Source organism: Burkholderia sp. APQ4-4ca (assembly GCF_057837105.1).
This window is the reverse complement of the sequence record NZ_JBYQCG010000170.1, coordinates 59043-72823: the sequence shown is the minus strand read 5'-3', so window position 1 is coordinate 72823 and position 13781 is coordinate 59043. Positions and strand designations below refer to the sequence as shown.

At 67.8% G+C, this 13781-nt stretch carries 12 protein-coding genes; 5 read left to right on the top strand and 7 right to left on the bottom strand.

The window, feature by feature from the left end:
• Nucleotides 1–17: 17 nt before the first annotated feature.
• The 3 genes from AC3IFE_RS19605 to AC3IFE_RS19595 form a co-directional block, all read right to left on the bottom strand.
• Nucleotides 18–956, bottom strand: a complete 939-nt coding sequence (locus tag AC3IFE_RS19605) for an ABC transporter permease subunit (protein WP_089470820.1) — start codon at nucleotides 954–956, stop codon at nucleotides 18–20.
• 10 nt (nucleotides 957–966) lie between these two features.
• Nucleotides 967–2580, bottom strand: a complete 1614-nt coding sequence (locus AC3IFE_RS19600; protein ID WP_301737378.1) for a peptide ABC transporter substrate-binding protein — start codon at nucleotides 2578–2580, stop codon at nucleotides 967–969.
• Nucleotides 2581–2758: 178 nt separating this feature from the next.
• Entirely contained in the window at nucleotides 2759–3337 is a 579-nt protein-coding gene (locus AC3IFE_RS19595) for a cupin domain-containing protein (RefSeq protein ID WP_011548888.1), read from the bottom strand.
• A 496-nt stretch (nucleotides 3338–3833) separates the two neighbouring features.
• Here AC3IFE_RS19595 and AC3IFE_RS19590 point away from each other — a divergent pair, with 496 nt between their 5' ends.
• Nucleotides 3834–5351 (top strand): peptide MFS transporter, encoded by a 1518-nt coding sequence (locus tag AC3IFE_RS19590; RefSeq protein ID WP_489191638.1) that lies wholly within the window; start codon nucleotides 3834–3836, stop codon nucleotides 5349–5351.
• Nucleotides 5352–5471: 120 nt separating this feature from the next.
• Complete coding sequence (locus tag AC3IFE_RS19585) at nucleotides 5472–5678, top strand: hypothetical protein (protein WP_089470822.1); 207 nt, start codon at nucleotides 5472–5474, stop codon at nucleotides 5676–5678.
• A gap of 81 nt (nucleotides 5679–5759) precedes the next feature.
• On the opposite strand, the gene AC3IFE_RS19580 is transcribed toward AC3IFE_RS19585, so the two are convergent.
• From AC3IFE_RS19580 to AC3IFE_RS19570, 3 genes are all read right to left on the bottom strand, one after another.
• The gene (locus AC3IFE_RS19580; protein ID WP_489191637.1) at nucleotides 5760–6884 is read right to left on the bottom strand and encodes an OpgC domain-containing protein; all 1125 of its coding nucleotides are present in this window, start codon (nucleotides 6882–6884) and stop codon (nucleotides 5760–5762) included.
• Nucleotides 6885–7302: 418 nt separating this feature from the next.
• Nucleotides 7303–8202, bottom strand: coding sequence for an EamA family transporter RarD (gene rarD, locus AC3IFE_RS19575; protein ID WP_301737381.1), 900 nt, complete (start codon nucleotides 8200–8202; stop codon nucleotides 7303–7305).
• Nucleotides 8203–8217: 15 nt separating this feature from the next.
• Nucleotides 8218–8514 carry an acylphosphatase gene (locus AC3IFE_RS19570; protein WP_006480292.1) on the bottom strand — a complete coding sequence of 99 codons (297 nt, stop codon included), beginning with the start codon at nucleotides 8512–8514 and terminating at the stop codon, nucleotides 8218–8220.
• A 152-nt stretch (nucleotides 8515–8666) separates the two neighbouring features.
• Here AC3IFE_RS19570 and hpnA point away from each other — a divergent pair, with 152 nt between their 5' ends.
• Both hpnA and AC3IFE_RS19560 read left to right on the top strand, forming a co-directional pair.
• The gene (gene hpnA, locus AC3IFE_RS19565; protein ID WP_011353724.1) at nucleotides 8667–9674 is read left to right on the top strand and encodes a hopanoid-associated sugar epimerase; all 1008 of its coding nucleotides are present in this window, start codon (nucleotides 8667–8669) and stop codon (nucleotides 9672–9674) included.
• Nucleotides 9675–9782: 108 nt separating this feature from the next.
• Nucleotides 9783–11111 carry a phage tail protein gene (locus tag AC3IFE_RS19560; RefSeq protein ID WP_489191636.1) on the top strand — a complete coding sequence of 443 codons (1329 nt, stop codon included), beginning with the start codon at nucleotides 9783–9785 and terminating at the stop codon, nucleotides 11109–11111.
• A 120-nt stretch (nucleotides 11112–11231) separates the two neighbouring features.
• Here the strand turns inward: AC3IFE_RS19560 and AC3IFE_RS19555 are convergent, their stop codons facing one another.
• Nucleotides 11232–12419 carry a glycosyltransferase gene (locus AC3IFE_RS19555; protein WP_089470827.1) on the bottom strand — a complete coding sequence of 396 codons (1188 nt, stop codon included), beginning with the start codon at nucleotides 12417–12419 and terminating at the stop codon, nucleotides 11232–11234.
• Between the two features lie 403 nt (nucleotides 12420–12822).
• Here AC3IFE_RS19555 and ispH point away from each other — a divergent pair, with 403 nt between their 5' ends.
• Nucleotides 12823–13764, top strand: a complete 942-nt coding sequence (gene ispH, locus AC3IFE_RS19550) for a 4-hydroxy-3-methylbut-2-enyl diphosphate reductase (protein WP_089470829.1) — start codon at nucleotides 12823–12825, stop codon at nucleotides 13762–13764.
• Nucleotides 13765–13781: the final 17 nt, after the last annotated feature.

Below are 13781 nucleotides of genomic sequence, written 5' to 3'. Positions count from 1 at the left end.
TCATCGCTGTGCCTCGCTCAATAACGGATGCGCGGATCGAGCCATGCGTACGCGAGGTCGACCAGCAGGTTGAACAGCACCGCGAAGACGGTCGTCAGCACGACGAGACCGAGCACCAGCGTGTAATCGCGGTTGATCGCGCCGTTCACGACGAGCTGCCCGAGGCCCGGCAGCGCGAACACCGATTCGGTGACGACGGCCGCGGTGATCGACGTGATGCAGACGGTGCCGAACAGCGACACGACCGGCATCAGCGCGGGTTTGAGTGCATGGCGCAGCACGATCGTCGAACCGGGCAGGCCCTTCGCGCGCGCGGTGCGGATGTAGTTGCTCGACAGCGTCTCGATCATCGAGCCGCGCATCACGCGCGCGAGCAGCGACACGTTGATGAGGGTCAGCAGCGCGATCGGCAGCAGCCGGTACTGCCAGCCGCCGTCGCCCCAGCCGCCGGCCGGCAGCCAGCCGTTGCCGGCCGACGTCTTCAGCAGGATCGCGAAGATCCACACCATGACGGGGCCGAGCACGAACGGCGGCACGACGTTGCCGAAGTTGCCGATCAGCATCACGAAGCGGTCGATCACGCTGTCGCGGCGCACGGCCGCGACGGTGCCGAGCAGCACGCCGAGCACGATCGAGATCGGGATCGACACGCCGCCCACGCCGAGGCTCACGGGCAGCGCCTTCTTCACGAGATCGTTCACCGACCAGTCGACGTAGCGGAACGACGGGCCGAGATCGCCGTGCAGCAGCGAGCCGAGATACAGCAGGTACTGCTTCCACAGCGGCTCGTCGAGGTGGTACTTCGCGTTCAGGTTCGCGAGCGTCGCGGCGGACAGTTGCTTCTCCGTATCGAACGGGCCGCCGGGCGTGAAATGCAGCAGCAGGTAGCAGACGGTGATGACCGCGAGGATCGTCGGCACCGCCCACAACGTGCGCCTCAATGCGTAGGCCAGCATGATCGCTCCGTCAGTGCTTGATCAGGTACAGGTCCTGCGAAGCACGCATGTCGATCACGTTCTTCAGCGAATAGCCGCCCACGTAGGACTTCACGAGACGGTCGGCCGAGTACTGGAACAGCGGCACCATCGGCGTGTCCTTCATCGCCATGTCGTGCGCCTGCGTGAGCAGCGCGGTGCGCGCGTTGTCGTCGAGCTTCTGGTTGCCTTCCTCGACGAGTGCGTCGACCTGCTTGTTGCAGTAGCCGACGGTGTTCTGCGAGCTGCCGCAGCGGATCAGGTCGAAGAACGTCATCGCGTCGTTGTAGTCGGCGAACCAGCCGTCGCGCGCGATCTGCACCTTGCCGTCATGCCGCTGCTTCATCAGCACCTTGAACTCGACGTTCTCGAGCTTCGTGGTGATGCCGAGCTTCGTGCGCCATTCCGATGCGGTGAACAGCGCGACCTTCTTGTGCAGATCGTTGGTGTTGTACGTGAGCGTGAACGACAGCGGCTTCGCGTCCGAATAGCCGGCCTGCTTCAGCAGGTCCTTCGCGGTCGCGATGCGCTTGGCCATCGGCCACGACGCCCATTCCGGCGTGAACGGCCGCACGCCCTTCGTGCCGTTCGGCATCAGCCCGTACATCGGCTTCTCGCCGGCCTGCGTGAGCTTCGACGTCAGCACGTCGCGATCGATCACCATCGACAGCGCCTGGCGCACGCGCTTGTCCTTCAGTGCCGGGTCGCTGTTGTTCAGGTAGTAGTAGTAGGTCGCGAGCTGCAGGCCCGGGCGCAGTTCCGCGCCGAACTGCTTGCTGACCTGCTGGAAGATGCCCGACGGGATCGAGTAGCTGTAGTCGATCTGCCCGGCCTGGTACATGCGCATCGCGGTTTCGTCGCTTTCGATCGGCAGGTACGTGACCTTGTTGATCACGACCTTCGGCGCGTTCCAGTACTTCGCGTCCTTCGAGATCACGATGCGGTTGTTCGGCTGCCAGTCGACGAGCTGGTATGCGCCGTTGCTGACGAGGTTGCCCGGGCGCGTCCATGCGTCGCCGAACTTCGCGACCACGTCCTTGTTCACCGGCACGAGCGGCGCCATCGCGGTCAGTTCGGGGAAGAACGCGACCGGCACGTCGGTCGTCACTTCCAGCGTGTAGGGGTCGACGGCTCGCACGCCGAGCGTCGTCGGCGCGGCCTTGCCGGCGATGATGTCCTTCGAGTTCTTGATGAACTCGACGAGGATCGTGTACTTCGAACCCGTCTTAGGATCGACGAGGCGCTGCCACGAATAGACGAAATCGGCGGCCGTCACCGGCTGGCCGTTGCTCCACTTCGCGTCGTGGCGCAGCTTGAAGATCCACGTCTGCGGCGTCTTGCGTTCCCACGACAGTGCGACGCCCGGCACGACCTGGCCAGCCGCATCGATGCGCGCGAGCCCTTCGAACAGGTCGAGGCCGATCGTGTTGCCGGTCCACGATTCGATGTGCGCCGGGTCGAGCGACTCGACTTCGGCCGGCACCTGTCGCGTCAGGTCCTGTTGCGGAGCGAGCGCGACGTTCGACGGAACGGTTACGGCGTGGGCGACGGGCGTCGTCAGGGCGAGCGCGGCCAGCACGGCCGACATGGCATGCAAGGATTTCATCGTGGCAGTCTTGAGAAGGTGGTTCGGTGGGCGTCGCGCGGCGGATGCCGCGGCTTACGCGTGAGACGCTGACGGGGGCAGCGATTGAGGAGGCCCGTGATTCTCGTATTGCATGTTAGTATTCCTTACATTTCTTTCGACAGGCATCCCGTCGAAGAAACGAAGGAATACCCGTGCGTTAGAACAGTCGCGGCGTACCGACCCAGACCACCACCGACTCGATCTTCGCGGTGTTGACCCAGCTGTGCGGGACCGTCGACTGATAGTGCGAACTGTCGCCGGCCTGCAGGACGAACGTCTTGCCTTCCAGCGTCAGCGACACTTCCCCTTCAATCACGTACAGGAACTCCTCTCCTGCATGTGTCGTCACCTCGGACCGTTTCTGCCCCGGCGGCATCCTCACGAGAATCGCCTCCAGCTGGCGCCCTTCGGATACGTTCGTCAGTCGCGCGAACAGGTTCGCCGAATCGGCAAACCCGAAGAAGCGCAGCTGATCGCCTCGGCACACCGAGCGTTCCTCGCTCGGCGTATCGACGAAGTACTGCACCGTCACGCCGAGCGCGTGGGCGATACCGGCCAGCGACGTCAGTGACGGCGACGCGAGCCCGCGCTCGACTTGAGACAGAAACGGCTTCGAAATCCCCGCGGCGGTAGCGGTGTCGTCGAGCGTGCGCTTCAGACGTTGGCGCAACGCGCGAATCTTGCTGCCCAGTGCGACAGCGTCTGCCGATCGCGAGTTTTCAGTGGGGGGAACCATAGCAGGCCGAAAAGTGGTCGTCAAAAAATGTTTGATGGAAAGTAACTAAGTTAATTAGAGATAGCTTAATCTTCGGGTTCGCCCACTTCTTCGGCGTTGAGCCCGGTGCACTAAACAGGGCCCGAAGCGAGCGAAACGACGCGCTATCTTGCCAGACTCGAAGGCTTCACAGGCAAGCTGCAAGCGGCTCTCCGGGAATTTGCGGAGAACCGGCGTCAAGCTTACAAGTAGATGATGAGACAAATGTTCCTGAAAGCTGCTGCCATATCGGGAGTTTCCCTAAGTGGCGCGGACCCGACGCACCGGACCGGCAAACGTTACCATTCGCGCGCCGGTCGGGGCCGCGCTCCGCCTTCTCCGGCGGAGTCCGCCCCCGGCCCGGGCTAACCGCCCGATTGCTCCATCGCCGACGCAAGCCTACCCGGCCACAGTGCTCCGGCGCCAGTTCGACCCCAAGGCGACGCGCGATCCGCGCCGTCCGTTTCAAACGAGATTGATGATGCACGCACCTGTTTCACAGACCCGATCATTTACGACGGTCTTCCTCATCGAAATGTGGGAGCGCTTCGGCTACTACGGCATGGCCGCGCTCCTGGTCCTCTTCATGGTCGACCGGCTCGGCTTCACCGACAGCCACGCGAACCTGACCTGGGGTGCGTTTACCGCACTCGTCTACGCCGCGCCGTCGATCGGCGGCTGGATCGGCGACAAGGTGCTCGGCGCCCGCCGCACGATGATCATCGGCGCGTCCGTGCTGTGCGCCGGCTACCTGATGCTCGCGGTGCCGAACGATCAGCTGACGTACATGTACGCGTCGCTCGGCGTGATCGTCGTCGGCAACGGCCTGTTCAAGGCCAACGCGGCGAACCTCGTGCGCCGCATCTACGAAGGCGACGACGCGCGCATCGACAGCGCATTCACGATCTACTACATGGCGGTCAACATCGGCTCGACGGTGTCGATGCTCGCCACGCCGTGGATCAAGGATCACTGGGGCTGGCACACCGCGTTCGCGGTCTGCTGCGGCGGCATGCTGCTCGCGATCCTCAACTTCATGCTGATGCACCGCACGCTCGCGCACGTCGGCTCGCAGCCGGACGACCAGCCGATCCGCTGGAAGCGCCTCGGCGCGGTCGCGGCCGGCGGCGTCGCGCTCGCGCTGATCACGCTGTACGTGCTGCAGCACAAGCAGCTCGCGGTCGCCAGCGTGTGGACGGCGGCATTCGCGATTCTCGCGATCTTCGCGTACATGATCGCGAAGTCGGAGCGCTCGGAGCGCGCCGGCCTGATCGCGGCGCTCGTGCTGATCGGCCAGGTGATCCTGTTCTTCATCTTCTACGTGCAGATGTCGACGTCGCTGACGCTGTTCGCGCTGCGCAACGTCGATCCGCGCTTCATGCTGTTCGGCACGACGCTGTTCACGTGGAGCGCCGCGCAGTTCCAGGCGCTGAACCCGATCTGGATCATGCTGCTGAGCCCGGTGCTGGTGTGGGTCTACAACGCCGTCGCGAAGGGCGGCCGCGACCTGCCGGTCGCCGCGAAATACGCGCTCGGTTTCGGCGCGGTCGCCGCAGGCTACCTGGTGTTCACGATCAGCGGCCGCTACGCGGTCGACGGCCGCGTGTCGTCGTGGTTCATGGTGTGGGGCTACGGGCTGTACTCGCTCGGCGAGCTGCTGGTGAGCGGCCTCGGCCTCGCGATGATCGCCCGCTACGTGCCGGCGCGCATGAGCGGCTTCATGATGGGCGCGTATTTCGTCGCGACGGGCGTGTCGCAGTATCTGGGCAGCGTCGTCGCGAACTTCGCGCAGATGCCGTCGCACGAACTGCCGGCCACCGAATCGCTGCCGCTCTACCTGTCGCTGTTCGAGAAGCTCGGCTGGCTCGCCGCGATCGGCATGCTGCTCGCGCTGCTGCTGCTGCCGCTGATGAACCGCCTGTCGCGCCAGCATCAGCGCTGCGCGGACGAGCGCCGCGAAGAAGCGCAGCAGGTGCAAGCAGCCGCCGCGCAGTAAGTACTATCCCTCGGCGTGCGGCGTGCACGCCACATTCTCCCGCCGGAAACGCGAACGCGTCCTACACTGGTTGCAGACAACGCATCCGCTTCGCGAGATGCGCACTGGCGGGAGAACACGATGAAAAGCAAGACGACGCGGCTTTTGAGGATCCTGTCGGATATCCGGCACGCGCAGCGCTGCACCGCGATGCGCGCCGCCCGGGCCGCGGCCGAAGCCGACGCGGTGCTCGCGGAGCGCGACGACCCGGCGCAGGACGAACGCGACGACGCCGAATCCGACGACGCCGCCGCCACGCCCCGCTCCCGTATCGGCTCACCTCACTGACGCGGCGCGGCGCCTGCCGCGCCGCACCCTTCTTGCGCGCGCCCAGGGCCGGTTCACGCCAATAACGGGCTTGCGTCGGCCCTAAGCCGCCGCGCCGCGCCATCGCGCGATCCACGTTCCCGAACCGGCCACCGCCATCATCAGCCCGACCGCGCACGCGTCGGCCGCGAGGCCCACGCCGACATGCCGCAGATCGGCGCTGCCCGCGACCGGATGCAGCAGCGAATCGATCACGAGCGAGATCGCCGCACCCGCGACGAAACAGATCAGCCCGCGCTGGCCGACCGCCACGACGGGCCGCACACCCTGCGCGATCCGCGCGATCCAGCCGAAGCGCACGCAATCGGCCATCAGCCACGCGATCGCCGCGAAACTCACGACGCGCGGCAGCGCGAGATCGCGCTTGAGCACGCCTTCGGGCACCGGCAGCCCCGAGAACAGCTTGTAACTCGCGCAGCCGAGCACGATCGCGCACGCGAGCCCCGTCGCCGCGGCGCCCCAGCGGCCGAGCGCGACGCGCCGGTAGAACGGCTGGCAGCGCGCAAGCACGCCGGCGACGAACATCAGTTGCCACGCGAACGGGTTGAAGCTCCAGCGGAAGCCGTCGGTGTCCAGCAACTCGGGGCCGAGCCAGCCCGCCGCGAGCCACGATGCGGCGCTGATCGCGACGAGCGGCCACGGATGGCGCCGCGCGAACGGCACCAGCACCGGCGACGCGAGCGCGAACAGCACGTACATCGGCAGCACCGACGCGAGATACGGCTGGCGCTGGAACGTCAGCAGCTCGGCGAGACCCGTGAGCGGCGACGCGAGCATCACGCTGACGTCGTCGAGCGCGAGGTTCGGCGCATCGACGCCGAAGTGATCGAGCACCGCCGACACGACGAGCATCAGCGTCGACGTCGCGAGAAACGCGCGGTAGATCTGCGTCGCGCGCCGCACGAACCGCTGCTGCGCGGCGCGCGCGCCGTGGCGCTCGGCGATCGCGCCGTACGCGCTCGCGGTCGCGAAGCCGCCGAGGAACACGAACACCTCGGCCGCATCGCACAGCGCGAATGCGTGCAGCGTCACGCGCGACAGTACGCTCGCGCCGATGTGATCGATGACGATCATCAACAGCACGAGCCCTCGGAAGAAATCGATTTCGATCAGGCGGCCGCTACGCGACGGCTGCACCGTGGCGGCATGCGGCGGGCTCAACGACATGAGCGCACCTGCGCGGCGGCGGTGCGACGCGCACCGGGGAAGGGATCGGGAGAGAGACGGCGAGCGCGATCGGCGACGATACGCGTATGCCCGTATCGTGCCAACCCGGCTGGCCAGGCGCGGAGATGACCGTTCATGGAAAGCTGCATACGAAGGGAAGTCGGTCAGGCCAGTCTAGTGGCCGATCAGGGGAGACCCTAAGTAACAAAGTGCAACCGAATCTTCTGTTCGATTACAAGCGCGAGCGTTGCGCGGCGAAGCAGGCAGCGTCGCCAGATTCGCGTCAGCGCGGCGCCAGTCGATGGTCAGTATCGACGGATTCGGCGGGACTCGGCAGCGGAACGCGCGCGGTTCGACGCGGTGGATGATGCGCGATGCGCGGCCCGTTGCGCACGGCCGGCGCATCGCGACGATGCAGTTATCCGCGCGCGGGCAAGCGCCGCATCAGCATCGCGCTGTGCCATACGGTGAGCGCGACGGCGACCCAGATCGGCGCGTACGTCGTGAGCTGCGCGACGCTCAGCGTCTCGCCGAGCAGGAGCAACGACACCACGACGAGCAGCACGGGCTCGACGTAGCCGAGAATCCCGAACAGCGCCATCGGCAGCATCCGGCTCGCCTTCAGGTAGCTCGCGAGCGCGAGCGTGCTGAGAAGGCCGAGCCCCGGCAACAGCGCCGCCCACAGCAGCGGATGGCCGGCGACACGCGTCGCGCTCGTCGCGACCATCGCGAACGCGATCGGGCACAGCAGCACGATTTCGATCGCGAAGGCGGCCAGCGAATCGGCGTTGATCCGCCGGCGCAGCACGAAATACGGCGGATAGCCGAGCGCGACGACGAGCGTCGGCCACGCGAACGCGCGCGTCGCCCACACCTCGTGCGCGACGCCGAGCGCCGCGCATGCGACCGCCGCCCATTGCAGCGGGTCGAGCCGTTCGTGATAGTAGAAGCGGCCGACGAGCACCATCGTCAGCGGCAGCAGGAAATAGCCGAGCGACACTTCGAGCATGCGGCCATGCAGCGGCGCCCACAGGAACAGCCACAGCTGCACGCCGAGCAGCGCCGCGCTCACCGGCAGCGCGACCAGCAGGCGCCAGTCGCGCGCGCTGCGCCGCGCGAGCTCGCGGAGCGCCGGCCAGCGGCCGCGCAGCGCGATCAGCGCGAGCGCGCCCGGCGCGGTCCACACGATGCGCCACGCGAAGATGTCGAGCCCCGTCAGCGGCGCGAGCAGTTTCGCGTAAGCCGACATCAGCGCGAACAGCGTCGACGCCATCACCGACAGCATGAGGCCGCGCCCGGCTTCCGGATACCCCGTCATGTCGTTGTGCGCCGCTTACTGTTGCTGGAAGCGTTCGAAGCGCTTCTCGGTCCGGCGTTCCTCGAACGTCACCTCGGTCACGCGCGCGGCGGGCGGCCCGTGGCGCAGCCATGCGAGCATCCGGTCGATCTGCGCGCCGGGGCCCTGGATCATCGCCTCGACGGTGCCGTCCTCGAGATTCGCGACCCAGCCGCGCAGCTTCAGCGCATGCGCCTCGCGCACCGTCGCATGACGAAAGCCGACGCCCTGCACGACGCCGCGCACCCGCACGTAGTAGGTCTCGATCCGTTCGTCCAGTTCATTGCGGCTCATCGCGTCGCCCTCCCGTTGCATTCAAGCCCGGCATTGTAGTCGCGTCGGCCGCTTCGCACACGCGCCGGCCGGGCGTCGCCGCGCCCGTCGACCACGTACAATCTCGCCGATGCTCAACCGCCGCGCCGCCCGCGCGGCCCTGAAGGAAACGCATGACTGATACTTCCCGCGATCTCGTTCTCGTCACCGGCGCGTCCGGTTTCGTCGGCTCGGCCGTCGCGCGCATCGCGCAGCAGAAAGGCTATGCGGTGCGCGTGCTCGTGCGCCCGACCAGCCCGCGCACGAACGTCGCGGATCTCGACGCCGAGATCGTCACCGGCGACATGCGCGACGAGGCGTCGATGCGCGCCGCGCTGCGCGGCGTGCGCTACCTGCTGCACGTGGCGGCCGACTACCGGCTGTGGGCGCCCGACCCCGACGAGATCGAGCGCGCGAACCTCGAAGGCGCGGTCGCGACGATGCGCGCGGCCCGCGCGGAAGGCGTCGAGCGGATCGTCTACACGAGCAGCGTCGCGACGCTGAAGGTGACGAGCGCCGGCGATCCGTCCGACGAGAACCGGCCGCTCACGGCCGAACAGGCGATCGGCGTCTACAAGCGCAGCAAGGTGCTCGCGGAGCGCGCGGTCGAACGGATGATCGCCGACGAAGGGCTGCCGGCCGTGATCGTCAACCCGTCGACGCCGATCGGCCCGCGCGACGTGAAGCCGACGCCGACCGGCCGCATCATCGTCGAGGCCGCGCTCGGCAAGATTCCCGCGTTCGTCGACACGGGGCTGAACCTCGTGCACGTCGACGACGTCGCGCACGGCCACTTCCTCGCGCTCGAGCGCGGCCGGATCGGCGAGCGCTACATCCTCGGCGGCGAGAATCTGCCGCTGCAGCAGATGCTCGCGGACATCGCGCAGATGACGGGCCGCAAGGCGCCGACGATCGCGCTGCCGCGCTGGCCGCTGTACCCGCTCGCGGTCGGCGCCGAAGCGGTCGCGAAGTTCACGAAGAAGGAGCCCTTCGTCACCGTCGACGGGCTGCGGATGTCGAAGAACAAGATGTATTTCACGTCCGCGAAGGCCGAGCGCGAGCTCGGCTACCGGGCGCGCCCGTATCGCGAAGGGCTGCGCGATGCGCTCGACTGGTTCGGCTCGGCCGGCTACCTCAAGTAACACAAAGCGGCGCACGTCGCGCCGCTTTGCGCACTTTGTTACACGCCGCGCACGGACCGCTATCGGCGCAGCGGTTAAAATCGCGGGTCTTACGCAGAGAAGACACGCATGAACCTGAACGATCAGATCGCTTCGCTCGCCACGGGCGTCGATCAGCTCCTCCACGATCACCACGCCGCGCAGCAGGCGGCACGCAGCGCGGAAGCCTTCGCGCGCGCCGCGGCAGCGGAAGCCCGGGCCGCGGCCGAGCGTCACGCGGCGGCGGAAGCCGAAGCGCAGGCGGCCGCGCAGCGCCACACGGCCGCTGCCGCCGATGCCGAAGCCGCGCAGCGGCGTCATGCCGACGCCACCGCCGCCGAAGCGGCCGCCCAACGTCATACGGATGCCGCCACGCAAGCCGAAGCCGCTTCGCAGCGCCATGCCGAAGCCACCGCGCTGACCGAAGCGCTCGCGCAACGTCACGCGGATGCCGAAGCCGCGTCGCAGCGACACGCGGCGGCGATCGCCGAAGCCGAGGCCGCCGCGCAGCGTCATCACGCCGCCGCGACCGAGGCTGAAGCGGCCGCGCAACGTCATGCCGCGGCGACCGCCGAAGCCGAAGCCGCCGCGAAGCGCCACGCGGAAGCGACCGCCGAGGCCGAAGCCGCCGCGCAGCGCCACATGGCTGCGATCGCCGAGGCCGAGGCGCTCGCCCAGCGGCACGCGCAGGCGCTCGCCGATACGCAGGCCGCCGCTCAACGTCATGCCGACGCAACCGCCGAGGCCGAAGCCATCACGCAGCGTCACGCAGAAGCGATCGCCCAGGCCGAAGCAGCCGCGCAGCACCACGCGAAGGCGATCGCCGACGCCGAAGCGCTGGTCGAGGCCGTCGTCAAGGAAGCCGCGACGAGCGCGGTTGCTGCGTCGGCCGTGACGGCCGATGTCGTCGAGCCGGCAGTGGCGGCGCAAGCGTCGGCGAACGCGACCGCGCGGGCGGCGGCGGAAACGGTGGAAACGATCGATGTGGTCGAAGCCGCCGACGCCCCGGCCGATGCCGAGACCGCATTGATCCCGACGGAGCAAGCCGAAACCGCGGTTGAAACTGAAACCAATACCCCTGCCGCGCCTGCCGACAACGCGACGCTGCACGTCGCGCGCCCGTCCCAGAACGAACTCACGCTCACCATCAACGGCCAGTCGATCACGCTGCATCCGGAGCAACTGGGCCAGCTGATCGAGGAACTCGCGCACGCACGCGCGTCGATGCAGCCGGAGCCGCCTCCCGGCATTCCGGCCGGCTGGCGTTTCGTGACGACGAAGAACCCGATGATGGCCGTGCAGAAGCAGGCAAACGGCGACCGCCTGCTGGTCGCCCGCCACACGGGCTACGGCTGGGTGCCGTTCACGTTCTCGCCGGACGTCGTGATCCAGATGTACATGATGCTGACGCAGCGGTAAGCGCGCGCATCGGCCGGAAGCCGGCCAAAAAGCACACAGCCCGGATCGGCTCGAGCCGATCCGGGCTGTGTGCTTTCAGCGCTCCGGTTTATCTGGGCGGCCGGCCTCCGCCGGCCTGGGTCAACGCTCCACCGGCGCCTGCACGCGCGCCTTCCACTGGCCACCCTTGCCGCGCCAGTAACGCCACGCGGACGCAAACGTCGCGCCCACATAAAACAGCGCGACGAGCGGCAGCGCCGGCGCCCACAGCGGCGAGCGCCGGTAGTAGCGCAGCATCGGCGCATACGCGGCGCACATCGACGCCCACGCGAGCCACGCCGGCCATGCGCGCGCGCCGTAAGCGAGCGCGACGACGGGCGGCACCAGATAGATGATCGTCATCCCGAGCAGCGTGCCGGCCAGCAGCAGCGGCGAATAGTGCAGCTGCGTGAACGCGGTGCGCGCGATCATGTTCCAGATGTCGCGCCAGCTGTCGTACGGGCGCAGCGACACGCTGCGATCGGCGAGATCGAGCCGGATCGGATGGCGGCCGCTGCCGCGATGCTTGATCTGCGCGGCGAGGCTGCAGTCGTCGATCAGCGCGCCGCGAATCGACTCGATGCCGCCCGCTTCCTCGAGCGCCGTGCGCTTCACGAGCATGCAGCCGCCGGCGGCGCCGGCCGTCCGGTTGCGCGGGTTGTTGATCCACGAGAACGGGTACAGCTTCGCGAAGAAGAACACGAACGCCGGGATCAGCGCCTTCTCCCAGAACGAATCGCAGCGCAGCCGCACCATCAGCGACACGAGATCGCGCTGCTCGGCCTGCGCGCGCGTGACGAGCTGCGCGACGGCGTCGGGCGGATGGCCGATGTCGGCATCCGTCAGCAGCAGGTAGTCGGCCGGCAGGCCGAGCGTCTGCACGGCCGCGATCCCCTGCGACTGCGCCCACACCTTGCCCGACCAGCCGGCCGGCAGCGGCTTCGCGGTCAGCACCGTCAACCGGTCGGCGCGGTTGATCGCGAGCGCGGCCGCGCGGGCCGCGTCGGCGGTGCCGTCGTCGCTGTGGTCGTCGACGATGATGAGGTGGAAGCCGCCCGGATAGTCCTGCTCGAGCAGCGAAGTCGCCGCGCGGGCGATCACGTCGGCTTCGTTGCGCGCCGGCACGACCGCCACGACGGCCGGCCAGCCGGCGTCGGCCGCCGCGCCGCGGGCGTCGGGCGGCAGCGGCCGCGCCGGCTGCGCGCGCCAGAAGCCGCCGCGCGCGACGAGCAGCACGATCCAGATCACCAGCGACAGGCCGGACACCAGGAAAGCGATCGCGAGCATCATCGGCCTGCCTCCCGCCGCGTGCCTGCCGGCTCGGCTTCAAAAAGGGTCTGGAACAACACACCCGAAGCCGCACGGGCGGACGGGCAATACGCGTGAGAATCGACGGTCATCGAATGGCCTTGAAATGAGCGCGATGGCGGGCAGCCGGAGCGGTCGCCCGCGAAACCGCGCAGTTTACCGGGTTCCGCGCGCGCCAGCGCCGACGCGGCTCTCCCGCAATTGCAACGGTGCCGACACGGCACCAAAGCAAGGACGGCGCGATAGGGTTAAAATGCGCGATTAATTCGGGGTTCCGGGGCCTGGCCGGCCGGTTCGTTCCTGCCTTCATAACATCAAGCCGGGGCGAGCAAGCGCGTGCCAAGCGCCTCGAACCCCGGCGTCTGTCGTCGGAGTTCGCTCACTTATGCGAGTCATCCTTGCCCAGCCCCGCGGCTTCTGTGCGGGGGTTGTCCGTGCGATCGAGATCGTCGATCGCGCGCTGCAACAGCACGGTGCGCCGGTCTATGTGCGTCATGAGATCGTGCACAACCGGCATGTCGTCGAAAACCTGCGTAATAAAGGGGCACGATTCGTTGAGGAACTCGACGAGGTGCCGCACGGCGCTGTCGCGATCTTCAGCGCGCACGGTGTCGCCCAGACGGTCGAGCGCGATGCTGAAACGCGCGGGCTCGACGTGCTCGACGCGACCTGCCCGCTCGTCACGAAAGTGCACGTGCAGGGCCGCCAGTACGTCGCGGCGGGCCGCCGGCTGATCCTGATCGGCCACGCGGGCCACCCGGAAGTCGAGGGCACGATCGGCCAGATTCCGGCCGAGGTGATCCTCGTGCAGAGCGAAGCGGAAGTCGATACGCTGACGCTGCCCGTCGACACGCCGGTCGCGTACATCACGCAGACCACGCTGTCGGTCGACGACACGCGCGGCATCATCGAAGCGCTGCAGCGCCGGTTCACCGACCTCGTCGGCCCGGACACGCGCGACATCTGCTATGCCACGCAGAATCGCCAGGCCGCCGTGCGCGAGTTGAGCGAACAGGTTGACGTGCTGCTCGTCGTCGGTGCGACGAACAGTTCGAACTCGAACCGCCTGCGCGAGATCGGCACCGAAAGCGGTGTGCCGAGCTATCTCGTCGCCGACGGCTCGGAAGTGAAGGCCGAATGGTTCGCGGGCGCGCAGACGGTCGGCCTGACCGCCGGCGCGTCGGCGCCCGAAGAAATGGTCGAGGATGTAATCGGCGCGCTGCGCGCGCTGGGGCCCGTCGATGTCGCGACGATGGCGGGCCGTGAAGAAAAAGTCGAATTCAAGTTGCCGGCGAAGCTCACGCAAGCTGTCGCCCGCGAAGTTTAAGGAGGACATCCCTTGTC